Source organism: Brevibacillus sp. YAE8 (genome assembly GCF_057543335.1).
This window is the reverse complement of record NZ_BAAIYG010000004.1, coordinates 310,257-336,854: the sequence shown is the minus strand read 5'-3', so window position 1 is coordinate 336,854 and position 26,598 is coordinate 310,257. Positions and strand designations below refer to the sequence as shown.

Sequence of the window (26,598 nt, the reverse complement as noted above, 5' to 3'; positions counted from 1 at the left end):
CGATGTCGGCTCATCGCATCCTGGGGCTGAAGTAGGTCCCAAGGGTTGGGCTGTTCGCCCATTAAAGCGGTACGCGAGCTGGGTTCAGAACGTCGTGAGACAGTTCGGTCCCTATCTGTCGCGGGCGCAGGAAGTTTGAGGAGAGCTGTCCTTAGTACGAGAGGACCGGGATGGACGCACCTCTGGTGCACCAGTTGTCACGCCAGTGGCATAGCTGGGTAGCTATGTGCGGACGGGATAAGCGCTGAAAGCATCTAAGCGTGAAGCCCCCTCCAAGATGAGACTTCCCACAGCGTTAAGCTGGTAAGACCCCTCATAGACGATGAGGTTGATAGGTTCGGTGTGGAAGCGCGGCAACGCGTGGAGCTGACGAATACTAATCGGTCGAGGACTTATCCACACATTTCTTAGCAAACATGCGTATTCAGTTTTGAAGGAATAAGACCTTCAACGTTCCTCGGTAGCTCAGTTGGTAGAGCAATCGGCTGTTAACCGATCGGTCGGCGGTTCGAGTCCGTCCCGAGGAGCCATATGGATGGATGTCCGAGCGGCCGAAGGAGCACGATTGGAAATCGTGTAGGCGGGGTTGACCCGTCTCGTGGGTTCAAATCCCACTCCATCCGCCATCTTGGCCCGTTGGTGAAGCGGTTTAACACAGCAGCCTTTCACGCTGTCATACAGGGGTTCGAATCCCCTACGGGTCACCTAAAAAACGTCCACAAAGCAAAAAGAGTGCCACTCTGGTAGCACCCTATCCTTTGTGGGGCCCCAACAAGAGTTGGGGAACAGTGGAGGCTTAGCTCAGCTGGGAGAGCATCTGCCTTACAAGCAGAGGGTCGGCGGTTCGATCCCGTCAGCCTCCACCACTTATCATAATGGATGGTCAGCGAAAAGCACGTGGCAACGCTGATAATTGATCGTCCGAATCGTCGCGGGATGGAGCAGCTCGGTAGCTCGTCGGGCTCATAACCCGAAGGTCGCAGGTTCAAATCCTGCTCCCGCAACCAAATTTTCTTTCTTGCAAAGGGAGTACCTGTAGGTGCAACCAAACATGGAGCTGTGGTGAAGTTGGAGTTCACGCCGGTCTGTCACACCGGAGGTCGCGGGTTCGAGTCCCGTCAGCTCCGCCATTTTTCACAAACAACAAATGGCACGCTAAGCAAAAGATACATACGGCTCGGTAGCTCAGTCGGTAGAGCAGAGGACTGAAAATCCTCGTGTCGGCGGTTCGATTCCGTCCCGAGCCACCATGTGTAGGGGCATAGTTTAACGGTAGAACGAAGGTCTCCAAAACCTTTGGTGTGGGTTCGATTCCTACTGCCCCTGCCATTTTCCAAAAGGCATAGTTAGTTAATATGGCGGTCGTGGCGAAGGGGTTAACGCACCGGATTGTGGCTCCGGCACTCGTGGGTTCAAGTCCCATCGATCGCCCCATAATTTCAAAGTTGGGGATTACTTATTGGGGTATAGCCAAGCGGTAAGGCAACGGACTTTGACTCCGTCATTCCTAGGTTCGAATCCTAGTACCCCAGCCATTTATACGCGGACGTAGCTCAATTGGTAGAGCGTCGCCTTGCCAAGGCGAAGGTCGCGGGTTCGAGACCCGTCGTCCGCTCCATTCAAACCTTTTTTATACATGGAGGCATAGCCAAGGGGTAAGGCACGGGTCTGCAAAACCCTTATCCCCGGTTCAAATCCGGGTGCCTCCTCCAATTTAATTGCCGGTGTGGCGGAATGGCAGACGCGCGCGACTCAAAATCGTGAGGGAAACCGTGGGGGTTCAAGTCCCTTCACCGGCACCATTTCTGAAATCAAGCTCTAAGGATGTTCATCCTTAGGGTTATTTTATTTGTTACGATCAACATGAAAAGCAGTATGTATCGCTCCATCTCCTGAAACCGATCAGCAAGCAAGCGAACCGGATGCAACAGGTGACTGATTCGTTACACGCAAGAAATGAAGAAATCAGTCCTGCAAGCAGCCAGAAGAGCAAGCTGTAGAGTTCGACAGTTTGGCCAAGTTGATTGGTTGAAAATGAGAATCATTATCTATTATGATAAACGAGAACCGAAATTTTCACAAGAGGTAAATTGCAGATTTTGTGAGTAAAAATGTGTTCCAATGCCAGGTGCTACGCCGAGCGGAGTAACAGCGCGAGCCGCTGGCAACAACACCTGAACAGAAGAACCAGCGAGAGAAGAACCAAGCGAGGCTGGCGCTTGCCTGCCGATAGGAGAAGCGTGTGCGTGACCAAAGCTAGCCAAGCGTGAAGCATAGCCAAGCGTGAAGCATAGCCAAGCGTGAAGCATATCCATGCATGAAGCATATCCATGTGCTGGGTGGTTGCAGAGCTTTTCCTGGATGCGGTAGCGACCATGCCGCGCTTACATCCAACGGTTCTTTTGAGTAAAAAGCAAGGCGGGGTGCAAATGGAGAGAGCAAAGGTTGGTCTGTTGATCGACTATTACGCCAGGGGAGCCATTACACTCACCAGTGTATCCCTCGAAGAACGACAGCCGGGAATGAAATATTTTGGGGGACGAACCGGGCTGCATTCGGCATTTATTTTCCCTCTATCCGGGAGAGCCAAAATGTGGTTTGACGGCACGGGATACGATATGGAGCCGGGGATGGTCGTACACGCTGGCCCTGACATGGCGTTTGATCGCAAGGTGATCGGCGAGGAAAAGTGGGTCTACATTCTCGTGCTCTATCAGGTGAAGCACTGGGAGCTGGCTGATGCATGCGATTACGCCGGGCAGCATTACGGCTTGCACCTTGTCGAGCAGAGCGCCCGGCTGCAGGAGAAGCTGAGGCAGCTTGAGCGGTACTGGAACAGCCCCGGCGACTTGTACAAGCTGCGCGTAAAAGAGCTGTGGTACGGCATCTTGAACGAGCTGTTTTCGCTCGTGCTGTATCGCGCGCAAGACGAGGGGCGGCTATTGCTGGAGCGGCTGCTCGATTATATTCATAATCATTACATGGAAAACTTGAGCATGAATCGGCTTGCGGAAATGCACCAGATCAATGTCAACCGGCTCGCTTACCTGTTTCAGAAGCATTTGAAAATTAGTCCGGGTGAATATTTGAACAGATACAGACTTAACCAGGCGAAAAACTTGTTGAATATCGTGCACAGCCAATTGAGCATCAAGGAGGTGGCGCAAAGGACAGGCTTTTCCGATCCGTTGTATTTCAGCAAGCGCTTCAAAAAATACACCGGCCTGTCCCCGAGCGAGTTTCAACGGGATTCATGAATAATCCATATCGATTCATGAATGTGCCATTCTCTTTCACAAGGCACATTGCTATACTTATTGATGAAATTGATAATCATTATTGCAGTTGCGTTGACAAAAGCTTGCCGGGTAAGTACTGACAGGGAGCGAACCCAACGCCAAAAGGGGGCCATTGATTGATTCGACGCTTTTTCTCCTATTACCGCCCGTATAAATGGTTGTTTGTGCTTGATTTTGGCTGCGCAATCATTGCCGGTTTGCTGGAGCTGGCGTTTCCGGTAGCGGTAAATGCTTTTATCGACGATTTGCTGCCGGGCGGGAAGTGGGGCATGATTTTGTGGGCTTCGCTTGGACTGCTCGCTTTGTATGCCTTGAACACATTGCTTATGTACATCGTCAACTACTGGGGGCATATGCTGGGCATCAACATCGAGACGGATATGCGGCGCAAGCTGTTTTCGCATATTCAGAAGCTGTCGTTCCGATTTTTTGACAATACGAAGACCGGGCATTTGATTGGTCGCTTGACAAACGACATGAACATGATTGGCGAAATGGCGCATCACGGACCGGAGGATTTGTTTATCGCGATCATGACGCTTGTAGGCTCGTTTGCGCTCATGCTGTCCATCAACTGGCAGCTTGCGGTTATCACCTTCATCGTTGTGCCGGCCATCATCTGGGTCGTCGTGTACTTCAACAAAAAAATGACCCAGGCGATCCACCAACTGTTTCGCGATGTGGGCGACTTCAACGCTCGCATTGAAGACAGCGTGGGTGGCATCCGTGTCGTCAAGGCGTTTGCCAACGAGAAGCACGAGGAAGCACAATTTGCTGTCAACAACGGGCGCTTTCGCCTGACCAAGCTCAGCTCCTACAAGCTGATTGCCAAAAACGGTTCGATCAGCTACATGATGATGCGGTTTGTCACTTTGTTTGTCATGGTGTGCGGAACCTGGTTTGTCATTCGCGAGCAGCTTACGTACGGAGAGTTTGTCGGCTTTTTGCTGCTGACGAACGTGTTTTTCCGTCCGATTGAGAAGATCAACGCCATTGTGGAAAGTTATCCGCAAGGCTTCGCAGGCTTCAAGCGCTATACCGAATTGCTGGACACAGAGCCGGATGTGGCGGATGCTCCGGACGCGGTGGAAATGAAGCCGTTTCAGCGAGAGATTCGCTTCGACCAGGTCTCCTTCAGCTATGACGGAGAGAAAAAAGTGCTCGATCAGGTCGATCTGGTCATCCGCAAAGGAGAAACGATCGCGTTCGTCGGTCCGTCCGGTGCGGGCAAAACGACGCTCTGCAGCTTGCTGCCGCGGTTTTACGAGGTCGAGAGCGGTTCGATCAGCATTGACGGGGTGGACATCCGCCAGGTGACACAAGATTCGTTGCGCCGACAGATCGGGATTGTGCAGCAGGATGTGTTCCTGTTCGCGGGCACGATTCGCGAAAATATTTTGTATGGAAAACTGGAGGCGAGCGAGGAGGAAATCTGGGAAGCGGCACGGCGAGCGCGACTCGATGACTTTATTCGCGCGCAGGAGCTAGGCATGGAGACGGTGATCGGGGAGCGCGGCGTGAAGCTGTCCGGCGGTCAAAAGCAGCGGCTGGCGATTGCCCGCATGTTCCTGAAAAATCCGCCGATCCTGATTCTCGATGAAGCGACCTCGGCGCTGGATACGGAGACAGAGCTGGCGATTCAGCAATCGTTGGCAGAGCTGTCCAAAGGCCGGACGACGCTGGTGATCGCGCACAGGCTGGCGACGATCAAGGATGCAGACCGAATCGTCGTGGTGACGGGGGAGGGCATCGTCGAGCAGGGGCATCATCGCGAGCTGGTCGACGCAGGCGGTGTGTACAGCCGCTTGTATCAGGCGCAGTTTGGCGTCTCGCAAGGCTTGGAGGGTGTCAGCAAGCTGTAAACCAACGAAAGACCCTGCTGATTCAGCAAGGGTCTTTTGTTGGTTATGATGTAGTATTCGGCTTTAATGATCGCCTGACCATCAAGCCAATGTAAAAAGACAAACACGATAAAAGGGTGCCGTATAGTATGTAATCTATCCCAAAAATGTAATAAGGAAATTCTTCGCTTAGAAGTAAAAATGGGTCTGTTGGAGATAATATATTCGCAAAACAGACAGGTAAAAGTTTTTCCAAAAGGAAGGAAGTAACTACAGTGGCAATAGCAACAGTATGAATGTTTCGCTTATGAAAAAAATGTGCTCTCCAACTAATCAGCAAAAAAGGAACGCAATTGACAAGGGTACCTAGAAATAGTCCAGATCCGTTTTTATTTCGATCCGGCGGTAAATCAGTGGCGAATGTAAAACTGTATACGCCGATTAGAAATACAATAGCGTATAAAGAAACGTATACCATCCCTATTTCCACTATGGTTCTTAACCATCCAGATTTTGTTTTCGTCACGAAAGTTTCCCCTCTCTCAAAGGAAAAATAAAGGCCTACAATATGATTTTGCAGACCTTTATTTTTAAATGTAATCATTTGTTGAGAGTTTCCTTCTTCCAGTACAAACCAAATGCTGGTTGATCTTCAGTTTGCACTTCTACAGCAAAAACTTTATCATTTTTCACTATCTTTTTTTAGTCTTTTCCTTACTACTCTGTTTTGCCCGTACTATATCCGACAACCAGACGTCAGAAAAGTGAGGACAAAGAATTAAGAAGAGAAGAAAACAATAAGATTGATTCTCAATATCAATACAAGTATGATTAAGGTATGTGACTTTATCACAATTCGCCCCGACGGACTAGAGCAGATGAGCACATGAAGTAACGGCGCTTGATGGCAGGAGGTGTGTGAAATGAAGATGGACATCAACAAACTTGCCGAACATTTTGCGCGTACCTCTTTTCGAGTGGAGCAAGTCTGTCGCTATGTGCGCGATCCGGGCATGAGTTGCGATGACTATACGGAAGCATTCCCAGGCTTTGTTTTTCCCTTGAGAGGAAAGGCCGAGTTTGATTTCAGCGGAACGTCCTATGCGCTGTCGCCGGGACATGTCGTGCATGGCGGTGCCCGTATGCCATTGAATCGGCGGGTTACGGGCAACAGTAAGTGGGAGTATTTGCTTGTTTTATACCGGGTTTGCGCGCCCGAGCCGTCCGGATTTTCTCTGAGCAAAGCGCATTTTCAGCTCACTCCGGGACAAAGCCCGCGCCTGATGGAGCTGCTTGAGCTTCTCTGGCGCTCCTCAAGGGAACCAGGCGGGATTTCTGCCTTTCAGACAGAAACGTTGTTTCGCTGCGTTCTGGAGGAACTGTTCGTTTGTGTACGCAACCAGAGCAGCGATGGGGAGCAGGCACTGTTCGAGCAAGTATCCAGCTACATACATGAGCATTACATGGATGGGCTTAGTGTACGCGCGTTGGCGGAGCAAAACGACATCAACGAAAATCGCTTGTTCTACGTCTTCAAAAAATACGCGGGCATGGGCCCGGGCAAGTATTTGATGGCTTATCGGCTGAATCGGGCGAAGGAATGCCTGTTGGCGAACGACGCGCCGATCGGCGAGGTGGCGAAAAGCGTCGGCTATGCAGACGCCTTGTATTTCAGCCGCATTTTTAAAAAGCAGGTAGGGTTGTCTCCGGCCGAATTTCGCGGACGATTCAGGAAAAATCCATATGGAATTCAGGATGGCTCCATTCCTCTCTAAAATGCGTTTTGCTAAACTGACCGTAGCTTAGTTGGTCAAGCAAAACTCAAGTTACATCGGAGGAGTCAGAATGAAAACACTCATGAGACTATTCGTCACCCTTGCGCTTTTGGCGGGGATTTTAGCGGGTTGTGCCGGAACGCCGGAGACTAACCATAGTTCCGCAGCAAACAGTGCAGCGCCAGCCAAAGAGGAAAGCGCCGCTCCCGAAAAAGCCGATCAGGAAACGGGAAAATGGCCGAGAACGTATGTAGATGCTCTTGGACGCGAGATTGTACTGGAAAAGAAACCGGAGAAAGTAGCGCTCTTATTTTTCCGCAATTTTGAGCATTTGTTTTTGTTGGACGAAGCCCCGGTAGCGGCGACAGACCTGGATGTTTTGCAGGAGTGGGAATCGCTCGCTCCGTACAAGGACAAACAGATCGTCGACATCGGCTCCATGACGAGCCCGAACCTGGAAAAGCTGCTGGAAGTCGGCCCTGACCTCATCATCATGGTTTCGGGGCGGTATGGAAGCTACGGCGACAAGCTGGAGAAAATCGCTCCGGTCGTAACGGTGGACAGCAATGAAAACAACTGGCAAGGCGCGCTGCGCGAGTACGGAAAAATTTTCGGCAAAGAGCAAAAGGCCGAGGATGAAATCAAGCGGATCGAAACGCTGATTGCCGATTCCAAAGAACAGTTGAAAGCGTTCAGCGACAAAACGTTTGGCGTGATTATGCTGGGTGACAAGCAGTTCTGGGGCTTTACCACGCAGTTTATTTTCAGCAAGGAAAGCGGCCTTGGGTTGAACCCGCCGAGCATATACGTAGATATGTCGACCAAAGGGGAGCAGATTTCCCTGGAAGGACTGGCGGCGATGAACCCGGACTACATATTTGTCGCTGATATCGGCGGCTCGTTCAAAAAGCTGCAAGGCTACCTGAAAAACCTGGAGAGCGATTCTGCCTGGAACTCGCTTCAAGCGATCAAGAACGGGCATATGTACGCACTGGACAGCTCGATTGCCGCGGGCGGACCGTTGGGAATTGAGCTTGGGGTGAAAACGATCGTGAAAAATATTTTGGCCAAATAAAATGCGTCGCTGATCGAGCAGCCGCCTCTGTGCAAGCATTGTGCAGGGGCCCTGTTGCTGCGTGCGCCCATTATGGATGGGAGTAAAGGGGAGATACACGGATGACGAACGAAGAATTGTATGACGTCACGATTATAGGCGGAGGGCCTGCTGGGCTGTTCGCATCATTTTACAGCGGTTTGCGAGAAATGAAGACGAAGCTGATCGAATATCAGCCAAGGCTGGGCGGGAAAGTCCACGTCTATCCCGAAAAAATGATTTGGGACGTCGGCGGCCTGACGCCAACACTGGGCGAAAAGCTGATTGAGCAGCTCGTTCAGCAAGGATTGACCTTCGATCCAACCGTCGTTTTGGGCCAAAAAGTGGAGCGGATCGAGCGGGACGAAACAGGCGTGTTCGTTTTGCACACTTCGACAGGCGAGAAGCATTATAGCAAAACCGTCATTTTGGCCATTGGCGGAGGGATTTTGGAGCCGCAACGAATTGACTTGGAAGGCGCGGAAAAGTTCGAAGTATCCAATCTCAGTTATACCGTCAAGTCGCTGCGGCGCTTCAAGGACAAAACCGTCATCATCTCGGGCGGTGGAAACTCGGCGGTCGATTGGGCCAATGAGCTGGAGCCGATTGCCAAAAAAGTGTATTTGACGTATCGGAAAGAAGCGCTGTCCGGGCACGAAGCACAAGTAACGCAACTGTTGAAAAGCTCCGCCACATGCTTTTTCAACACGACGATCACGAAGCTGATTGCCGCTTCCAACCAGGAGAAGATTGAGCGGGTCGAGCTGACCAACCATGTGACGGGCGAGGTGCAGGAGCTGGCGATTGACGAAGTGATTATCAATCACGGCTACGAACGCGACAGATCGCTTCTGGAGAACAGCCAGGTGAAGCTGGAAATGGCGAACGAATACTTCCTGGCCGGCAAGACAAACGGCGCTACATCCGAGCCGGGGATTTTTGCGGCGGGAGATATTATCTCGTATGAAGGAAAAGTGCATCTGATTGCTGGAGCTTTTCACGACGCAGCAAATGCCGTCAACCAAGCCAAGCTGTACATTCAGCCGGAAGCGCATGCCAGCGGAATGGTTTCGTCCCACAATGAAATTTTCCAAAGCCGAAACCGCGAGCTGATTAAGCAAATGATAAAATAGTATTTGCAGGAAACGGAAGCCGCATGGGCGGCCAAAGCATAAGGGGTAAGAAATTTCTCGCAGAGAGTTTCTTGCCCCTTTGCATGTTTGCCGAAAAACCGGATGATGATATTCTTAACTGGAGACATTTAGTTGCATAGCTCATGATTGATTGGCGGCAAGAAAACGAGGTGGATTGTTTTGAAGTACGGATTGTATGACAGACCTCCAGTGGGCACGAGCATTCTCTCGGCCTTGCAATGGATGATCGTAGCTGTCTCCAGCAGTGTTGCCGTTCCGTTGATGATCGGGGACGTGTATGGGTTACAGGCAGACGAGATGAGCCATTTGATGCAGCAGACGATGTTTTTCATCGGGCTGGCTTCGCTTTTGCAAGTATGGATCGGACACCGTTATCCGATGCTGGAAGGACCGGCTGGATTGTGGTGGGGGATTTTTATCATTTTGGCGCAGCTCGGTGCGAGTGCAGGGCTGCAGCCGCGCGAGATCGGGCAATCGTTTCAGCTCGGGATGGCGTTGGCGGGCCTGCTGTTTATCGGCTTCGGGATGCTGGGCTGGATCGGCAAGCTGCAAAGATGGTTTACACCGCTTGTATCCGGCACGTATATGATTTTGCTGGCGATTTCTTTGTGCAGCAATATTTTGACCGGGATGCTGGGGATTGGCTTTCAGCATTCCAAAGAGGTGCAGCCGGGCGTAGCGCTCGTTTCCGTCGGCATCGTGGCGCTGGTCGTCTGGATCATGCGGACGAAGCGCTTTTCCAGCTTTGCGGTCCTGTTTGGCATGGTCGGCGGCTGGGTGCTTTACGCCGTATTGGGCTGGACGGAGCCTGTGCGGCCTGCGGATCAGTTGATCTCGTGGCCGAGCTTCTTTTTCTGGGGAACGCCGCGCTGGGACTGGGGCGTCGTCCTGACGAGCATGTTGACCGGATTTGTCCTGCTGACGAACCTGGTGACGAGCATGGTCGTGATGGGCAAGGCGACAAATACGGTGCCGACCGATTCCCAATACAACCGTGGCGGGGTGTTTACAGGGGTGTCTCACCTGCTTTCCGGCGTGAGCGGCGTCGTGGGGATGATCCCGCTTTCGCTGGCTGCCGCCGTGATCCAGACGACGCGCATGGCGTCGCGCCTGCCCTTCATGCTCGCGATGGTCGGGATGATGCTGATTGGCCTGCTCCCGACCGTCGCTCATTTTTTGGCGGCTTTGCCGACTCCGGTTGCCTATGCGGCGATGTTCATTTCGTACACGCAGCTTCTCGGGTTCGGTTTGAAAGATTACGTGACAGTCAAAATGGATGATCGGGCCATCACGGTCGGGGGCAGCTCGCTTCTGATCGGGATTGGCGTCATGTTTGTTCCGGCAGCCGCCTGGCAGAAGCTGCCTGCGCTGGTCAGCTTCCTGTTCGGCAACGGCTTGCTGCTCGGGGTAATCGTCTGTTTGCTCTTGGAGCACGTTGTTTTTCGCAAGCCAACTGACAGTCAGACACAAAAAGACGGCCACGCTGCATGACGGGCCGTCTTTTTATTAAGGCGAGGCGATGGCGCTGTGGGTCAGCTCGCCGCCGTTGATCTCGGTAAACATGCGGCCCACGGAGCCGATGATTTCGTCCTTTTTCTCAGCGGAAAGCTGCTCGTGGAAAAAGACGACTTGCAGCAGGTCCCGGCTTTGTTCGGTCACACAAGTTCGCTTGGAATCGACAATCGGACTGCCGAAGGCCCCCTGCTCGTCCGCGAGCAGCAGCTTTCCTTCCATGTGGACCTCGCGACCGTTCAATCCTTCGTACACGTCTGTTTCCCGGCCCAGACGGCAAGTGACGTCGCCTGTAAGCTGCTGCCGATCGTAAATCCCAAAGGGAAGCGCATGCAGGACGGAGAAGAAGTTGTTGACGTCTACGGCGCTGTTGATCCAGAAAAAAGGATTGCCCTGCAACAGACGGCGCAGCAGTGCCTCCGAGGAGGGGCGGTAGCGGGAAGGATCGATCCCCGCTTTTTTGAAGGCGGCTCGCCATTCGCGGATGCCTTCGATCTCGGCCAGGCGGGACAGCTCGTGCTCCAGGCGCAAGCTTTCTACAAAGTAGTTGATCCGGCCTTGCAGCATTTTTGGCGAGTCGCTGACAGATACGCCACTGTATTGCAAAATGCCGAGGGAAAAGGCGGGAAGGCGCTCGGTCACGGTAGAGTCGAGTTGTACGTTCATCATGATTCACTCCTTCTATAAGAAAATTCGCTTGCGAACGACTATTTTTGCCAAAGCTTGGAACAGGACAGATTTCTCAAGTAGTATAGCAAAATATTTTTGTGGAAGCGACTAAGCTTCGATACAATAGAAGCAACAGAGGAGGTTTCCAAAGACGATGACAATGCGTGAAGTAGAGATTTATACAGACGGCGCCTGCTCTGGCAATCCCGGGCCGGGCGGCTGGGGTGCTGTCCTGATGTACGGCCAGCACATCAAGGAGATGTCCGGTGCCGAACCACATACAACGAACAACCGCATGGAGCTGCTTGCGCCGATCAAGGCGCTGTCCACGTTGAAAGAGCCTTGCAAGGTGACCTTGTACAGCGACAGCGCGTATTTGGTCAACTGCTTCAAGCAGGGCTGGTACAAGGGCTGGCTGAAAAACGGCTGGAAAAACAGCAAAGGCCAGCAGGTAGAGAATCAGGACTTGTGGAAAGAGCTGCTTCGGCTGATGGATATTCATCAAGTAGAGTACGTCAAGGTAAAAGGACATGCCGACAACAAGTGGAACAACCGCTGCGACGAGTTGGCGACGGGAGCGATCAAACAACTGTGATTGACGAGCAAGACTTGCGCTACTGGGAGCAGACGAAGCAGTCCATCATTGATTACGCCAAGGAGATCGGCATCGACAAGATCGGCTTTGCCAGCGCCGACCCTTTTTTGACGCTCAAGGAACGACTGATCGAGCACCGGGAAAAGGGGTATGAGTCAGGCTTTGAGGAGCCGGATTTGGAAAAGCGGACGAATCCCAGCCTGCTGTTGGAGGGTGCGCGTTCCTTGATTTCGATTGCGCTCGCCTACCCGTCCAAGCTGGAGAATCCGCCCAAGTCCGAGCCTGGCGCGTACCGGGGCATTTTGTGCCGGGCGGCCTGGGGAGTCGATTACCATCACGTGCTGCGCGACAAGCTGGACAAGCTCGGCAAATTCATTCAGGAGCTGGAGCCGGGTGCCAAAATCGAATCGATGGTAGACACGGGCGCGCTGTCTGATCGTGCTGTCGCCGAGCGGGCTGGCGTCGGATTCGTCGGCAAAAACTGTGCGCTGATTACGCCGGAGTTCGGCTCGTGGGTCTACCTGGGCGAGCTTTTGACGAATTTGCCGTTGCCGATCGACCACCCGATCGAAGAAGGCTGCGGCGATTGCAACATATGTGTAGACGCCTGTCCGACCGGGGCGCTTGTGCAGGGAGGCCAGCTCAACGCTCAGCGCTGTGTAGCGTTTTTGACTCAGGTAAAAGATTTCATTCCAGACGAATTTAGAGGAAAAATCGGCAATCGGCTGTACGGCTGTGATACTTGCCAAACCGTCTGCCCGAAAAACCGCCGGATCAACTCCAACCATCATCCCGAGTTTCAGCCTGATCCCGAGATTGCCAAGCCGCTCTTGATCCCGCTTCTGGAGATGAGCAACAAGGAGTTTAAGGAAAAGTTCGGCCTGTCTTCTTCATCGTGGCGCGGCAAAAAACCGATTCAGCGCAACGCGATTCTGGCCCTGGCCCACTTCAAGGATCGCACCGCGGTTCCTCATCTCGCCCGCCTGCTTGCGAACGATCCACGTCCGGTCATTCGCGGCACAGCAGCCTGGGCGCTGGGGAAAATCGGGGGAGCCGATGCAGAAGCGGCACTCGTGAGGGCACAGGAGACGGAGCAGGTGGCAGAGGTGCAGGACGAGATTGCGAAGGGGATGAAGCTGCTGGCGGAGCAAAGTGCGCAGGGGGAGAAGCAGCGGCGACAGGAACAGCAGGAACAGCAGGAACAACTCCCCTAGTCGCAGGCTGGTACGCTGGTGAAAAGCGCGAAAGCCGCTGTGACAGACAGACGTATGACAGGCTGGCTAACCTCTGGAAAAAGTCGCCTGAAGCCGCTGGCGTTTCGGGAGCGGACGAGCGATAGCAAGGCAGCCTGCGCTAAAAAATATTTGGGAGAGAGGGAGGATGTACGATGGCACAGGAAGTAGGCTACACCACAATGGAATCGCCAATTGGCCCGCTGCTGCTCGCTTCGACGGAGGAAGGCTTGTGCTACATCGACTTTGCGAACGAGGAAGAAGGACTGCCGCGCCTTGTTCGCTGGTGCAAAAAGACGCTTCTCGGAGTCACTCCGGAGAAAAACGAAGCGATCAACGAGCAGGCCAAGCTGCAGCTTGAGCAATATTTTGCCGGCGAGCGAACAGAGTTTGACGTTCCTACCGTCCTGTACGGCACTCCTTTTCAAAAAACAGTGTGGACTGAGTTGACGAATATTCCATACGGCGAAACCCGCTCCTACAAGGACATTGCCATCGCTATCGGAGCGGCCAAAGCGGTCCGGGCGATTGGCGGGGCGAACAATCGCAATCCGATCCCGGTAATCATCCCTTGCCACCGGGTTGTCGGCTCAAACGGCGCGCTCGTCGGCTACGGAGGCGGGCTGTCCATCAAAGAATTTTTGCTGTCGCACGAGGAAGGGCCGCTTTTTGCCCATGCGACCTCCAACCAAGCTGTCCGCTAGCCGGATGGCTTTTCTTTCTTCTGAATGCACTGTCCTTGACATATTCTTTTCGTGAGATGCCAGGTGAGCTCGTGGATGGGGAGTGAGCGTGCCCCGCGAGGCGAGCTGGCGGAAGGAACGACATGTCCAGGCATAGAACGCTGGGAAGAGGGGGAGCGACGGATGGAATGGCGTGCGTTTGTGCAACGGTACTTCGATGCCGTGCACCAATCGATTCTGGATGGACAACATCAGCGGCTGCTGCCTTTTTATCTGGAGCAAAAGCCGCTGCTGCAACAAGAATGGGAACGCATCCATCGCGCCCATCGGCAAATGCGCAAGCGGGGGGCCGCGCTTCGCGGCGTGAGCGGCCAGGTCAAGCCCGTCTGTTGGCTGGAGACGGATGCTGCGATTGACATCACGGTAGTCTGGACGGGCAAGAGCCGGTATCTGTTGAAAAACAAAACGTATGAAGAGGCGAGCAGACGGATGCTTCAGCTTCGTTTGGACAAAGCGGCAGGTCAGTGGGGAATTGTCGGCACGCGGGAGCAGCGAGGCGACCAGAAAAGCGAAGGGATAGAGGAACAGGAGCTGCGGGGCACGGCGTCGGTAACAGCCGTTGAAGAGGCGGTGTCGCAGCCGTTGCTCGTCGTCCACGGCGCGGGCGGCTATCGGGCGGATAAAGCAGTCGCCTATGCAGAACGGTACTGGAATACGACGAATCCCGCTTACCCGCGCTTCAACGATGATTGCACCAATTTTATATCGCAATGCTTGTACGCCGGGGGGATTCCCATGCTGATGTCCAAGGAACGTGGCAAAGGCTGGTGGATTCGCACCGGAAAAAGCGCGGACTGGAGCTATAGCTGGACGGTAGCGCACAGCTTGTACCTGTTGCTGAAATCAGGCGGGCCGCCGATGCGCGCTGTCGCCAAAAAGTCTGCCGCCGAGCTGGTTCCGGGCGACATCATTTGCTACGACTTTAACGGCGACGGACGTTTTCAGCACAATACGATTGTGGTCACGATGGACGCGAATATGATGCCGCTTGTCAACGCCCACACGACAGACAGCAGCATGCGCTACTGGGCGTATGAGGACTCGACTGCCTATACGCCCAGCATCCGTTATGCGTTTTTTCATATTCGCGGAGTGTAGGCGGCTTTGGCTTTGCAGGTTACCGCCTGCGCTTGAGCACAGTTCGGCCAAACGAGAGGCTGCGAACGAACCAGACAACGACTGCGAAGACGAGCAGGTCGGAGAAGCTGTGCGGCTCTCCTTTGATCGATTGAATGTAGATCAGGCCGTGGAACAGGACGAGAAGAAACAGCCACGGATTGGCCAGATGCAGTCTTTTCCAGGCGGAGCCGCCCAACCATTTTTCCGCGCGTCCAGAGGAAGTGCACAAGAGCGCCAGCAAAAGGATGAAGGCGATCGCTCCCAAGTAGTTGGCGACACCCGTAAAGCTCCAGTTCGGAATCGGCCATACGCCGGACTCGGGAGGCGCATAAAGAAACAGGCGCAGCCACCCGCCCGTCTGGTCAGGCCGGGTGTCAGAGATCATGTACAGCTTCGGCTCTCCTTCAAACAGGATCAGCACGAGACAGACATGCAGGATGCCAGTCAGTCCGGCCCAGATGCCGACATCTCTGCGGATGGACAAGCAGGCAGCGGTCCAGCGTCCGGGCAGCCACGACTTGATCGGGCCAATCAAGAGGGTGAGACCGATCAGGAGAAACGAGAGGTAGCCTGCGATCATGCTGCACGCCTCCATAGCCGGGAAAGCGGAAAAGTCAGGCCACATCCATGCTGCGCTAATCAGGACGATCAAAAGAGACATTATGTGGGCGAGCAGGCGAAGCAGATGACGGCGGGGCGTATTCATGTCAGCGACACTCCTTTGCATCCGTTGTTTTCCCGTTAGATGCAACAGCCCCGCTGCATGTTACAGGCACTGGCTCGGTGGTCATGGCGCGGTTGGTTTATGTATAATAGAAGAGATTTGAAGGACCCAAGTTCGTCATATACAAGGAGTTTTGCTGATATGCCGCTACATATTGTTTTGCACGAGCCGCTCATTCCTGCCAACACGGGGAATATCGCCCGTTCCTGCGCAGCGACTGGCGCTCATTTGCATTTGATTCACCCGCTTGGCTTTTCGACAGAGGATCGCTATTTGAAGCGGGCTGGCCTCGATTACTGGCACGCGGTGAACATCCACCATCACGAGAGCTTTGAGCATTTTGCCGCGGCGCAGGGAGAGGGAGCAGGCACGTTTTACTTCGTGGAGACGTGGGGCGAGAAGCTGTACACCGATGTTTCCTTTCGCGATGGCGACTACATTATTTTGGGCAAGGAGACCACCGGCTTGCCGGAGGAACTGACGGAGAGGTACCGGGAGCAGACGATTCGCATTCCGATGAGCGGAGCCACCCGCTCCGTCAATCTGTCCAACTGTGCGGCGATCGTTTTGTTTGAAGGCTTGCGGCAGCTAGGTTTTCCGGGGCTGAATTAGGGCACGATGACAAACGCCTTCGCTTACAGCAGCAACAACAAGCAGGGCGTCGATGAAAAAGGGAGAGAACGCAAATGACTGTGAACACGATCCTGTTTGATCTGGACGGAACGCTCCTGGAAATGCAGACCGAGCCTTTTGTCAAAAGCTATTTGGTCGAGGTAGGCCGCCATGTTGGCGACAAGTACGATACGGAAAAGCTCCTGAAGCTGATTTGGGACGCAACCAAGGCGATGATTATGAGCCAGGAGCCGGAGAAGACGAATGAACAGGTGTTCATCGAATATTTTACCGCGCACAGCGAATGGGATCGCGAAGAGGTGTGGCCGCTGTTCGATTCCTTTTACCGCGATGTGTTCCCGACGCTGTCCCATCTGACCTATCCTTCGCCGTGGGGCAAAAAAATTGTGGATGCGGCCAAGGCGCAAGGCTATCGGGTCGCGGTCGCCACCAATCCGGTCTTTCCGCGCGATGCGATTTTCCATCGGCTCGCCTGGATCGGCATGAGCGCGGACGATTTCGAACTGGTGACCGTCTATGAGGAGTCGCATTATACGAAGCCGAATCCCGGCTATTTCGCGGAAATTTGCCAAAAGCTCGGCGTGGAGCCGACCGACTGCATCATGATCGGCAACCACATGCAGGAAGACATGGTCGCGTCGAAGCTGGGGATGAAGACGTACCTCGTCACGAACTGGCTGGAAGACCGCGGCGAGCCGCAGTATCCGGTCGATCAGCGAGGCTCGTTGGAGGAATTGTATCAGGTGATTACGGAGCGGACAGGCGTGTTTGCCAAAGCATAAATTGCGCTGGCTGTCGTCGCCGGCAACGAGCAAGCAGGCTGTTTGCCGCAAAAGCGGGGCAGCCTGCTTTTTCACATACTTTTCCCAAAGTCGTGCGGCAGGCTTGTTACGTAGCAATCACGCTTCGTACACAAGAAGGAGGAACCAACGTGAAAAAAATCGTTTCGACTATGGCCATGGCTGCTTTGCTGTTCAGCGGAATTTCTGTCGCGAGTGCAGAGGAAAAAGCGGCGGATACGACCGTTACCCAAGGCAAGGCAGAAAAAGCCGCGAAAGAAGCCGCGAAAGCCCAAAAGCAAGCGGACAAAAAACAGCAGGGACAAGAAGCGTAAACGAACGAAGCTTCAACGAAAAAAAGCAGGTTGCCGTGACAGGCAGCCTGCTTTTTTTCCTGGGAGCGCCGTGCTGATGCCAGCAAACTGCCCGTTAGCTTGTCCCTACAGATTCCAGGTTTTGTCCTCGTTGTAGCCTGCTGTCAGGATGAAGAACAGAAAAGCTGCGAAGACCAACGCTACGATAAACGTACCCATGTTGGACAGCTCCTTTCGTAAACAAACTACTCCCATTATAGCGTAGCCTGCCCACTTTGCAAACGGATTAAAGCTTGTGCGTTCCTTATGTTAAGGACAGTTTTCGGTGATCGTTCCAAAGCTTCAGGAAAGCGCCCAAGGTGATCGGAACACTAAGAATTTCACCTGTATCCAGCTCCATGCCGCGCACCCACTGGTAAACAAAGACAGCGAGGACGATCAATGCGGCGATTCCGGTCAAGTACAGACCTTTCTTGATTTGCATGCGATCTTTTTGCGTATTCATGATTCGGACCTCCCATGTTTGCAGATCAATCAACTGCGCATGAATGATGGCTGATGGATGAGTTAATTGTACGCGACGGATCGGCTTACAAACCATTGCTTTAGCTTACAAAGCAATCAACAAAACCTTACATTTCCGTAATATTCCCTGCCGCGAAAAGAAAATTTGCCACTCGTGCATGATTTTTGTGGCAAGATTGCTGAAACTTGTGCTCATGTCTCGCATACACATATGTAAAGGCTTGAAGAGCCTGTTGGCAACCGAAGAAAACGGGTTCCACGCGAATGCGTGACCGCAGGCAGACATATACATGAGAGTACATTGTCGTTAGGGAAGAGAGAGGGGCTTATGAGGGAGGAGTGTCGAACATGGACATTTTAAAACGAATCGCTGAGCACCGGGCCCGAGAAGAAAACCTGATGTGGAGAGGGACTTTCGCCGAGTACTTGCAGCTTGTTCGCAAAAATCCGCAAATTGCCCAGACGGCTCATTCACGCGTCTACAACATGATTAAAAGTGCTGGTGTCGAGGAAAGCGAGGATGGCACACGCTCGTATCAATTTTTCAGCCGGGAAATTTTCGGGCTGGATCGTTCCATTGAACGTCTGGTTGAGGAGTATTTTCACTCGGCAGCACGTCGTCTGGACGTCCGCAAACGCATTTTGCTCTTGATGGGTCCGGTCAGCGGCGGTAAATCCACACTCGTTACCATGCTCAAACGAGGACTGGAGGAGTATTCCCGCACGGACGAAGGCGCCGTCTACGCGCTCGAAGGCTGCCCGATGCAGGAAGAGCCGTTGCATCTGATCCCGCATGAGCTGCGTCCGGAAATTGAGGAAGAGCTGGGCATCAAAATCGAGGGAGAGCTTACTCCTTACAACCGCATGAGATTGGAGACGGAATACGGCGGACGCATCGAAGACTTCCCGGTTTGCCGCATTCTTTTCTCCGAAGCGAACCGTGTCGGGATTGGTACATTCAGCCCCTCTGATCCCAAGTCGCAGGACATTGCCGATTTGACTGGCAGCATCGACTTTTCTACGATTACCAAGTACGGTTCCGAGTCCGATCCCCGCGCCTATCGTTTTGACGGGGAACTGAACAAAGCAAACCGTGGCTTGATGGAGTTCCAGGAAATGCTGAAGTGCGACGAGAAATTCCTCTGGCACCTGCTGTCACTGACGCAGGAAGGAAACTTCAAGGCGGGCCGTTTTGCCCTGATCTCCGCGGATGAGCTGATTGTGGCTCACACGAACGAATCCGAGTACAAAGCCTTCATTGCCAACAGGAAAAACGAAGCGTTGCAGTCTAGGATTATCGTCATGCCGATGCCGTATAACTTGCGCGTCAGCGACGAGGAAAAAATTTATGCGAAATTAATCAAACAATCCGATCTCGGACATGTGCACATTGCCCCGCATGCCCTGCGGTCAGCCGCCATTTTCTCTATTCTTACTCGTCTGAAGGAATCGAAAAAGCAAGGAGCCGATTTGCTCAAGAAAATGCGTCTGTACGATGGCGAATCGGTGGAAGGGTTCAAGGGTGCCGATCTGGAAGAGCTGCGCAACGAGCATGCCGATGAGGGCATGGCCGGGATTGACCCGCGCTACGTCATCAACCGCATCTCCAGCGCGCTGATTCGCCGCGACACCGAGTGCATCAATGCGCTGGACATTCTCCGCGCGCTGAAGGAAGGCTTCGACCAGCATCCGTCGATTACGAAGGAGCAGCGGGAGCGCTACATGAACTTCATCTCCAGCGCCCGCAAGGAATACGACGAGCTGGCGAAAAAAGAAGTGCAAAAAGCGTTTGTCTACAGCTACGAAGAGTCTGCGAAAACGCTCATGGATAACTATCTCGACAACGTCGAAGCGTATTGCAACATGAATAAAATCCGCGACCCCGTCACCGGCGAGGAGATGGATCCAGATGAGCGCCTGATGCGTTCCATCGAGGAGCAGATCGGCATTTCGGAAAACGCCAAGCGGGCATTCCGCGAAGAAATCCTCATCCGCATCTCGGCCTACGCGCGCAAAGGGAAGCGTTTTGACTACAGCACGCACGACCGCCTGCGGGAAGCGATTGAGAAAAAGCTGTTCGCCGACCTCAAGGACGTCGTCAAGATCACGACTTCGAACAAAACGCCGGATGAGCATCAGTTGAAAAAAATCAACGAGGTGACAAAGCGCCTCATCGAAGAGCACAACTATTGCCCGGTTTGCGCCAACGAGCTGCTCCGTTACGTGGGAAGCTTGCTGAACAGGTAAAAAAGCGGTTCGCACAGCCCTGACAAAAACGCACCTACGCTTTATCCCGCACATCATATTCGGCGCAGATTGCGCCAGTTGCTAGGAGGAGACGCCATGGAAGATGCACCATCGTTCATTGTCTCCCGGGAAGACTGGTCGCTGCACCGCAAAGGGTACCAGGACCAAAATCGACACCAGGAAAAAGTGAAAGAAGCGATCAAAAAAAACCTGCCCGATCTCGTCAGCGAAGAAAATATCATCATGTCAAACGGTCGGGAAGTTATCAAGATCCCCATTCGCTCCCTGGATGAATACCGATTGCGTTTTAACTTCCAAAAGGGAAAGCACGGAGGTCAAGGCAAAGGAAACAGCAAGGTAGGAGATGTCATCGCCAAGGACGGCGATCAGGCGCAAGGGCCGGGCAAAGGCCAGGGCGCCGGAGATCAGCCGGGAGTGGATTACTACGAGGCGGAAATCAGCGTCGAGGAATTGCAGGAGATGCTGTTCGCCGAGCTGGAGCTGCCGAACTTGCAGCGCAAGGACGAGGACCAGATTGTCATTGAGGAGACGCGCTTCAACGATGTCCGCAAAAAAGGGCTGATGGGCAACATCGACAAAAAGCGGACCTTGATCGCCGCGATCCGCCGCAACGCCCTTGCCGGCTACAGCGACCTGGAGCTGGGCATCACTGAAGACGACCTGCGTTTCAAGACGTGGGAAGAGATCATCAAGCCGCATTCGAATGCAGTCATTATTGCGATGATGGATACCTCGGGGTCGATGGGCGTCTTCGAAAAGTACATCGCCCGCAGCTTTTTCTTCTGGATGGTTCGTTTCCTGCGCACGAAGTACGAAAAAGTAGAGATCGTCTTCATCGCGCACCATACAGATGCGAAGGAAGTGACGGAGGACACCTTTTTCTCGAAAGGCGAGAGCGGGGGGACGATTTGTTCCTCCGCCTACAGAAAAGCGCTGGAGATCATCGACAGCCGCTATCCGCCGTCCCAGTACAACATTTACCCGTTCCACTTTTCCGACGGCGACAACCTGACATCCGACAACGAGCGCTGCGTGAAGCTGGTCAAAGAGCTCATGGAGAGATGCAACATGTTCGGTTATGGAGAGGTCAACCAGTATAACAGGCACTCAACACTCATGTCAGCGTATCGCCACATCAAGGAGCCCAAGTTCCTGCATTGCGTGATTCGGGAAAAGGGCGAGGTTTACAAGGCGCTTCGGACGTTTTTTGGGAAAAAAGAAGCAGTAACGTGAGGGGCGCGTCAAAGCCAGCTTCATCCTGTAACGGGGATGGGGTTGGCTTTTTTTCTTTATTTATAAAGTGCCAGAGCTGCGCCAGAAAGCCGTCAGTGAGCGGGGATAGGGTGGCCCGGGAGAAGCAGCAGCCCCCGGATCGCGGGCAGCCGCTTAGGCGACTGATAAAGACCTCCTGAAATTCCAAACGGTTGACAATTAGTTTTTCCTATAGTAAATAACAGTACAATGAGAAGAACAAACTTTGGATGCATAGGAGAATGGCATGATTATAAAAAAAGATCCCGTTCAGGATATGATTGGCTCGATCAACAGCATCAAGGAATCATTGCCAAAACGCCAGCGGCAGTTATGCGACTTTATTATCAAGAATTATCAGACGATCGGAATGCTGACCGTAAAGGAACTGGCAGACCAGGCGGGGGTAGGGACGTCTACAGTCCTTCGGGTCATGCAGGCGCTGGGCTACTCCAATTTTTACGAGATGCGCAAAAATTTTCATGACGTATCGGTTAGCTCAGGAGAAAAGTTCGAATATGTGCGTGATTCGTTCGCCAATAAATCGGACGTGGCAGGAAATTCGGCGAGCCAGACGCTGACGGCGGTATGGGAGGAATCTGTGCATCTGCTTGGCGAGACACTCGATCTCCACTTTGTCGAGCAGTTTCAAAAGGCAATGGAATTGATTTTGCGAGCGAGCCGCATCAATCTGCTCGGCTTTCGCCCCTATCGAGCAACGGCCATTTACATGGAGCTTCTGATGGAGGAATTTTACTCCAAGACGCGTCAGCTCAGCTACGATAGCGATGCGCTGTACGACCGCATCTTGCAATTTCAACAGGATGAAGTGCTCATTGTATTTGCTTTTGAGCCGTACACGATCCGGACCCTCGAAGCGGCAGAGTTGACTCATGAACGAGGCGTTCCTGTCATTCTTATCACAGACCATTTGTCCTGTCCGATCGTTTCTTTTGCAGATGTGACACTCAAGGTCGAGACGAGCAAAAAGCATTTTTCGATTGTTCCGATCATCGCGCTGATCGAAGCACTGGTCATCGAGCTTGGGAAGCGAACCTCGGAGACGTCGATTCAAAAAGTAAAGCAGTTGGGCAGGGTGCTGAAAGAGAAAAAGGTGACGCGATCATAGGAACGGGCAGAACAAAAGAGAGAAGATGGCAGGGCTGGGAGCGTTCTCAGCTCTTTTTGTCATGCGGAAAAAAACGAAATGGAATAAATATTCCTTTTTTAAAATTTTGATTTACAATGCTCCAAACACATGTTAAGATGACGATAAATCAGTCAATTCTAAAAAATCAAACAAAAAGAAGGGGTACAGCATGATGAGTGAGCAAGCGGTGGCCCAGCAGGCTGTCGACAAGGCGGTCCGGTTTTTGTATCTGTCGCAGGAGGACTGCATCAAGGCTGGCGGGCTAGACATGCGAGGGACTTTGGAGATCATCGAGAAATCTTTTACCTTGCATGGCAGAAAAGACATCGTTCAGCCGATGAAACCGGTCATTCGCTGGGGAGGTCCGGAAACGGAGGAAACGCGCGGGCGAATTATGACGATGCCTTCCTATTTGGGTGGCGACCTGGACGTTGCAGGGGTGAAGTGGATACCGAGCATGCCGCAAAATCCGCAAAAATACGGACAGCCGCGGGCGTCTGCTGTCATCATTTTGGCCGATCCGAATAACGGTTTCCCGCTGGCGGTGATGGATGGCACAATCGTAAGCGCGATGCGGACCGGAGCGGCAACCGGCGTCGCAGCAAAGTACTTGGCACGTCCCGATTCGTCGGTAGTAGGCGTCATTGGAGCCGGAGTACAGAGCCGGACGCAAATCATGGCGATTAACGGCGTCTTCCAAAATCAACTGAAACAAGTCAAGGTGTACGACTTGAATGAGGAAAAAACGAAGAAGTTTGCAGATGAATTGAGCAGAGAGCTGAATCTCGATGTCGTTCCGGTTGAAAGCGCGGAAGCAGCGATCCGCGACTCGGACATTGTTGTAACCGCTACCATGTCGACTTTCCCGTATGTCAAAGGCGAGTGGCTAAAGGAAGGGGCGTTCCATTCGGAGATTTCGTTCTGGGATACAGCGCCAGAAGAGCTGGTAAACTACAACAAAATTGTGGTGGATGACTTCGAGCAAGTTTCCCACCATGGAGTAGACGTGAGCTACCGGGCTGTGCGGGACGGCTTTATTTCCGAGGGGGATATTCACGAGCTGGGCAAAATCATCATTGGTGAACAGGCAGGGCGTTCCCATGAACAGGAAAAGATTTTGTTTAATCCGATCGGCATGTCGATTCACGATGTTTCCGAGGCGTATCGCGTCTATCAAAACGCAGTAAAGCTCGGGATCGGCCAAAAGCTCTCCCTGTGGGAGCAAGCGTACTGGACATAAGCTTTTCCAGATTCGGGGGGCAAGGCCGTCTTGCTCCCCACCAAACCATAAAGAAGGTGAAGCGTGTGGAACATTCGTTAACGTGGGCATCTTGGTTTTGGCTGTTCGTCCCGATGAGTTCGATCATCGTCTTTTCCCTCCTGTCGTGTCTAAGGGGGAGTGCTTCGGAAAAACATGCGATACAAAAGCCAGTGGCCTTCAATCAAAAGAGCTTGGATGAATAGAGGGGGGGATGATGCATGGGACATGAGAGTTTGATTGTTTTTATTGCCTATTTTGCCATGCTGCTTTTCATCGGTTATTTGGCTTATCGGAAGACGAAAAATTTTGACGACTACATCCTGGGGGGCAGGTCGCTTGGCCCTTTCGTCGGCGGAATCAGCACAGGAGCTTCGGACATGAGCGGATGGCTGCTGCTCGGGATGCCGGGAGCGATCTACGCGGGCGGGCTGTCCGGGATATGGCTGGCTGTGGGGCTTGCGATAGGGGCGTATATCAACTGGCAGTTTGTAGGAAAACGGATCCGGATTTATACCGAGGTCGCGAACAATTCGATTACGTTCCCTGACTTCCTGGAAAATCGTTACCATGACAAGACGAAATCCGTTCGGATCATCTCTGCTTTGTTCATCCTGATTTTCTTCGCCTTCTATGTCTCGTCCGGCTTGGTGGGAGGGGCGATCCTGTTTGAGAAAACATTTGGTTTTTCGTATGAGTCGGCTTTGCTGGTTGGCTCCCTGATTATTGTGGCCTACACGTTCATTGGCGGATTTCTCGCCGTGGCATGGACAGATTTTTTGCAAGGCTCGCTGATGTTCCTCGCGCTCGTCACTGTGCCAGTCGTCGCCTTTACCCAGCTTGGGGGATGGGACGAAACGGTGCAAAAAGTAGGGGATGTATCTCCCGCGTTTCTCGACGTGTTCCAGGGGACGACCACGCTTGGCATCATTTCGCTCTTGGGATGGGGCGTCGGGTATTTTGGACAGCCGCATGTGATCGTGCGTTTTATGGCGTTCCGCACGTCGCGGGACATCCGGATTGGCCGCTTCGTCTACAACACGTGGAACGTCATCGCTCTCTTCGGAGCCATTTTTACCGGATTTACCGGGATTGCCTATTATATGAGCCAGCCGTTGAGCAATCCTGAAACCGTTTTTATCGCATTTGCCCAGACGATTTTTAATCCGTGGATCACGGGGCTGCTCCTGGTCGCCATTTTATCTGCCATTATGAGTACGATAAGTTCGCAGCTAATCGTGTCAGCAAGTGCGTTATCTGAAGATTTGTACAAAGGCTTTATCCGAAAACACGCATCGCAGAAAGAGCTGGTTTGGGTCAGCCGTTTGAGCGTGGTGGCGATTGCGCTGTTTGCGACTTTGCTCGCTTTTAATCCGAACAGCTCGGTGCTCAATCTGGTCGGTTATGCCTGGGCGGGATTTGGAGCTGTCTTCGGACCTGCTGTCCTCCTGTCGATTTTCTGGAAAAAGACAACGCGTAACGGCGTTTTGGCCGGCATGATCGTCGGCGGAGTGACGGTCATCCTGTGGAGCTTGTTGTCGACGCCGCCTGTCGGAGCGGATGGCACGCCATTGCCGCAGTCTGCTGCTGTGATTCCGTTCCAGCTTTACGAATTGGTGCCTGGCTTTGTATTATCGCTGCTCGCGATCGTTTTCTTTTCAAAAGTAGGTGCTCCTCCGAGCAAGGAAGTCCTCAAGGAATTTGAATACGTCAAGAGCATAAGCGCGTAGGAGGGAACGAGAGGATGGAAGTGCTGTTACGAAATACGTTTCAAAGTTTGGCGAAAAACAAGACGGCCAATCAGCTTGCCAAGAAATACGGATTGCGCTTTGGCGCCGGGCGTTTCGTCGCGGGAGATTCCATCGAGGGAGCGATTCAATCCGTCAAAAAGCTAAATGAAGAAAAAATGGTGGCAATGCTGAACTATTTGGGGGAATACGTAACGAGTGAAACGGCCGCCACGGAAGCTACCGAAAATTGTCTGCGCACACTCGATGCGATTCACCAATCAGGCATTCGCTCCAATTTGTCGGTCAAACTGACTTCGCTTGGCATGGATATCAGCACCGAGGTTTGCATGAGCAATGTCACCCGCATCTTGGAACGTGCCGAGCAATATGGAAACTTCGTTCGCTTGGAAATGGAGGACTACTCGCACTGCCAGCCGACGCTGGACTTGTACCGGGAAATGCGCAAGCGATTTGACAACGTCGGGACCGTCATCCAGGCGTACTTGTACCGCTCGGAAAAAGATATTGCAGACTTGAACCAATGGAAGGCGAACGTGCGGCTCGTCAAAGGAGCGTACAAGGAGCCAGCCGAGGTAGCCTACCCGGACAAGCAGGATGTAGATGCCAACTATCTCAAGATCATCAAAATGCATTTGCTCAACGGCAATTACGCCGGGATCGCCACCCATGACGACGCTGTCGTGGAGCAGATTCTTCCGTTCATCCGCGAGCACGGGATTACCAATACCCAGTTTGAATTTCAAATGCTTTATGGGATTCGGACTGACCTGCAAAAACGGCTCGCCAATGAAGGGTACACAGTGCGGGTGTACGTACCGTATGGCATCGACTGGTTTGGCTACTTCATGCGCCGCCTCGCAGAGCGTCCCGCCAATGTGTGGTTTGTGCTGAAAAATTTATTCAAATAAAGAGT

At 52.9% G+C, this 26,598-nt stretch carries 22 protein-coding genes, 13 tRNA genes and 1 rRNA gene; 33 read left to right on the top strand and 3 right to left on the bottom strand.

The genetic code is table 11. The features are described from left to right. The 20 genes from AC27IT_RS09535 to AC27IT_RS09440 all read left to right on the top strand — a co-directional run. A 23S ribosomal RNA gene (locus AC27IT_RS09535) occupies window positions 1-400 on the top strand; the annotation flags it as partial. A gap of 54 nt (window positions 401-454) precedes the next feature. Next, window positions 455-530 (top strand) — tRNA-Asn (locus AC27IT_RS09530). 3 nt (window positions 531-533) lie between these two features. Then, window positions 534-626, top strand: a tRNA-Ser gene (locus AC27IT_RS09525). 4 nt (window positions 627-630) lie between these two features. Beyond that, window positions 631-704 (top strand) — tRNA-Glu (locus tag AC27IT_RS09520). Window positions 705-790: 86 nt separating this feature from the next. Further along, window positions 791-866, top strand: a tRNA-Val gene (locus AC27IT_RS09515). Between the two features lie 64 nt (window positions 867-930). Next, window positions 931-1,007: transfer RNA gene (locus tag AC27IT_RS09510), tRNA-Met, on the top strand. Between the two features lie 46 nt (window positions 1,008-1,053). Beyond that, window positions 1,054-1,130: transfer RNA gene (locus AC27IT_RS09505), tRNA-Asp, on the top strand. A 44-nt stretch (window positions 1,131-1,174) separates the two neighbouring features. Further along, window positions 1,175-1,250, top strand: a tRNA-Phe gene (locus tag AC27IT_RS09500). Between the two features lie 5 nt (window positions 1,251-1,255). Next, a tRNA-Trp gene (locus tag AC27IT_RS09495) sits at window positions 1,256-1,329 on the top strand. 29 nt (window positions 1,330-1,358) lie between these two features. Then, a tRNA-His gene (locus AC27IT_RS09490) sits at window positions 1,359-1,434 on the top strand. A gap of 26 nt (window positions 1,435-1,460) precedes the next feature. Then, a tRNA-Gln gene (locus AC27IT_RS09485) sits at window positions 1,461-1,535 on the top strand. A gap of 7 nt (window positions 1,536-1,542) precedes the next feature. Next, window positions 1,543-1,618 (top strand) — tRNA-Gly (locus tag AC27IT_RS09480). A gap of 20 nt (window positions 1,619-1,638) precedes the next feature. Continuing rightward, window positions 1,639-1,712: transfer RNA gene (locus tag AC27IT_RS09475), tRNA-Cys, on the top strand. 8 nt (window positions 1,713-1,720) lie between these two features. Then, window positions 1,721-1,802 (top strand) — tRNA-Leu (locus tag AC27IT_RS09470). Between the two features lie 627 nt (window positions 1,803-2,429). Beyond that, complete coding sequence (locus AC27IT_RS09465) at window positions 2,430-3,257, top strand: helix-turn-helix transcriptional regulator (RefSeq protein ID WP_051353946.1); 828 nt, start codon at window positions 2,430-2,432, stop codon at window positions 3,255-3,257. A 158-nt stretch (window positions 3,258-3,415) separates the two neighbouring features. Continuing rightward, window positions 3,416-5,161, top strand: coding sequence for an ABC transporter ATP-binding protein (locus AC27IT_RS09460; protein ID WP_487091754.1), 1,746 nt, complete (start codon window positions 3,416-3,418; stop codon window positions 5,159-5,161). 902 nt (window positions 5,162-6,063) lie between these two features. After that, window positions 6,064-6,915, top strand: coding sequence for an AraC family transcriptional regulator (locus tag AC27IT_RS09455; protein ID WP_283858777.1), 852 nt, complete (start codon window positions 6,064-6,066; stop codon window positions 6,913-6,915). A gap of 70 nt (window positions 6,916-6,985) precedes the next feature. Further along, the gene (locus AC27IT_RS09450; protein WP_487091753.1) at window positions 6,986-7,990 is read left to right on the top strand and encodes an ABC transporter substrate-binding protein; all 1,005 of its coding nucleotides are present in this window, start codon (window positions 6,986-6,988) and stop codon (window positions 7,988-7,990) included. 101 nt (window positions 7,991-8,091) lie between these two features. Further along, window positions 8,092-9,141: an NAD(P)/FAD-dependent oxidoreductase gene (locus tag AC27IT_RS09445; RefSeq protein WP_025847903.1), complete on the top strand. Its 1,050-nt coding sequence runs from the start codon at window positions 8,092-8,094 to the stop codon at window positions 9,139-9,141. A gap of 180 nt (window positions 9,142-9,321) precedes the next feature. Then, on the top strand, window positions 9,322-10,653 hold the full coding sequence (locus AC27IT_RS09440; protein ID WP_005835403.1) for a purine/pyrimidine permease: 1,332 nt from the start codon (window positions 9,322-9,324) through the stop codon (window positions 10,651-10,653). A 15-nt stretch (window positions 10,654-10,668) separates the two neighbouring features. Here the strand turns inward: AC27IT_RS09440 and AC27IT_RS09435 are convergent, their stop codons facing one another. After that, entirely contained in the window at window positions 10,669-11,340 is a 672-nt protein-coding gene (locus AC27IT_RS09435; protein ID WP_005835401.1) for a B3/B4 domain-containing protein, read from the bottom strand. 157 nt (window positions 11,341-11,497) lie between these two features. On the opposite strand from AC27IT_RS09435, the gene rnhA reads away from it, so the two are divergent. From rnhA to AC27IT_RS09415, 4 genes are all read left to right on the top strand, one after another. Beyond that, complete coding sequence (gene rnhA, locus AC27IT_RS09430) at window positions 11,498-11,938, top strand: ribonuclease HI (protein ID WP_007779986.1); 441 nt, start codon at window positions 11,498-11,500, stop codon at window positions 11,936-11,938. Further along, complete coding sequence (queG, locus tag AC27IT_RS09425; RefSeq protein WP_283858779.1) at window positions 11,935-13,152, top strand: tRNA epoxyqueuosine(34) reductase QueG; 1,218 nt, start codon at window positions 11,935-11,937, stop codon at window positions 13,150-13,152. The genes rnhA and queG overlap by 4 nt, the downstream gene beginning before the upstream one ends. A 173-nt stretch (window positions 13,153-13,325) precedes the next feature. Next, window positions 13,326-13,874 (top strand): methylated-DNA--[protein]-cysteine S-methyltransferase, encoded by a 549-nt coding sequence (locus tag AC27IT_RS09420; protein WP_005835393.1) that lies wholly within the window; start codon window positions 13,326-13,328, stop codon window positions 13,872-13,874. A 162-nt stretch (window positions 13,875-14,036) separates the two neighbouring features. Beyond that, window positions 14,037-15,011 carry an amidase domain-containing protein gene (locus AC27IT_RS09415; protein WP_026557982.1) on the top strand — a complete coding sequence of 325 codons (975 nt, stop codon included), beginning with the start codon at window positions 14,037-14,039 and terminating at the stop codon, window positions 15,009-15,011. Window positions 15,012-15,030: 19 nt separating this feature from the next. On the opposite strand, the gene AC27IT_RS09410 is transcribed toward AC27IT_RS09415, so the two are convergent. Beyond that, window positions 15,031-15,738: a ferric reductase-like transmembrane domain-containing protein gene (locus AC27IT_RS09410; RefSeq protein ID WP_283858780.1), complete on the bottom strand. Its 708-nt coding sequence runs from the start codon at window positions 15,736-15,738 to the stop codon at window positions 15,031-15,033. A 159-nt stretch (window positions 15,739-15,897) separates the two neighbouring features. On the opposite strand from AC27IT_RS09410, the gene trmL reads away from it, so the two are divergent. From trmL to AC27IT_RS09395, 3 genes are all read left to right on the top strand, one after another. Then, window positions 15,898-16,368, top strand: a complete 471-nt coding sequence (gene trmL / locus AC27IT_RS09405) for a tRNA (uridine(34)/cytosine(34)/5-carboxymethylaminomethyluridine(34)-2'-O)-methyltransferase TrmL (RefSeq protein ID WP_005835388.1) — start codon at window positions 15,898-15,900, stop codon at window positions 16,366-16,368. A 74-nt stretch (window positions 16,369-16,442) separates the two neighbouring features. Continuing rightward, the gene (locus AC27IT_RS09400) at window positions 16,443-17,171 is read left to right on the top strand and encodes an HAD family hydrolase (protein ID WP_487091752.1); all 729 of its coding nucleotides are present in this window, start codon (window positions 16,443-16,445) and stop codon (window positions 17,169-17,171) included. 149 nt (window positions 17,172-17,320) lie between these two features. After that, the gene (locus tag AC27IT_RS09395; protein WP_260507656.1) at window positions 17,321-17,503 is read left to right on the top strand and encodes a hypothetical protein; all 183 of its coding nucleotides are present in this window, start codon (window positions 17,321-17,323) and stop codon (window positions 17,501-17,503) included. 283 nt (window positions 17,504-17,786) lie between these two features. On the opposite strand, the gene AC27IT_RS09390 is transcribed toward AC27IT_RS09395, so the two are convergent. Continuing rightward, a complete protein-coding gene (locus AC27IT_RS09390) occupies window positions 17,787-17,987 on the bottom strand; it encodes a hypothetical protein (RefSeq protein ID WP_007779969.1) in 201 nt (66 codons plus the stop codon). A 368-nt stretch (window positions 17,988-18,355) separates the two neighbouring features. Between AC27IT_RS09390 and AC27IT_RS09385 the strand changes: the two genes are divergently transcribed. From AC27IT_RS09385 to AC27IT_RS09360, 6 genes are all read left to right on the top strand, one after another. Then, window positions 18,356-20,254: a PrkA family serine protein kinase gene (locus AC27IT_RS09385; RefSeq protein ID WP_025847917.1), complete on the top strand. Its 1,899-nt coding sequence runs from the start codon at window positions 18,356-18,358 to the stop codon at window positions 20,252-20,254. Window positions 20,255-20,350: 96 nt separating this feature from the next. Then, complete coding sequence (gene yhbH / locus AC27IT_RS09380; RefSeq protein ID WP_005835378.1) at window positions 20,351-21,508, top strand: sporulation protein YhbH; 1,158 nt, start codon at window positions 20,351-20,353, stop codon at window positions 21,506-21,508. A gap of 265 nt (window positions 21,509-21,773) precedes the next feature. Continuing rightward, window positions 21,774-22,655: a MurR/RpiR family transcriptional regulator gene (locus AC27IT_RS09375; protein ID WP_081774670.1), complete on the top strand. Its 882-nt coding sequence runs from the start codon at window positions 21,774-21,776 to the stop codon at window positions 22,653-22,655. Window positions 22,656-22,848: 193 nt separating this feature from the next. Beyond that, the gene (locus tag AC27IT_RS09370) at window positions 22,849-23,916 is read left to right on the top strand and encodes an ornithine cyclodeaminase family protein (protein WP_487091751.1); all 1,068 of its coding nucleotides are present in this window, start codon (window positions 22,849-22,851) and stop codon (window positions 23,914-23,916) included. Between the two features lie 239 nt (window positions 23,917-24,155). Beyond that, window positions 24,156-25,664 (top strand): sodium/proline symporter PutP, encoded by a 1,509-nt coding sequence (putP, locus tag AC27IT_RS09365; RefSeq protein ID WP_025847921.1) that lies wholly within the window; start codon window positions 24,156-24,158, stop codon window positions 25,662-25,664. A gap of 14 nt (window positions 25,665-25,678) precedes the next feature. Continuing rightward, a complete protein-coding gene (locus tag AC27IT_RS09360; protein ID WP_025847922.1) occupies window positions 25,679-26,593 on the top strand; it encodes a proline dehydrogenase family protein in 915 nt (304 codons plus the stop codon). Window positions 26,594-26,598 lie beyond the last annotated feature (5 nt).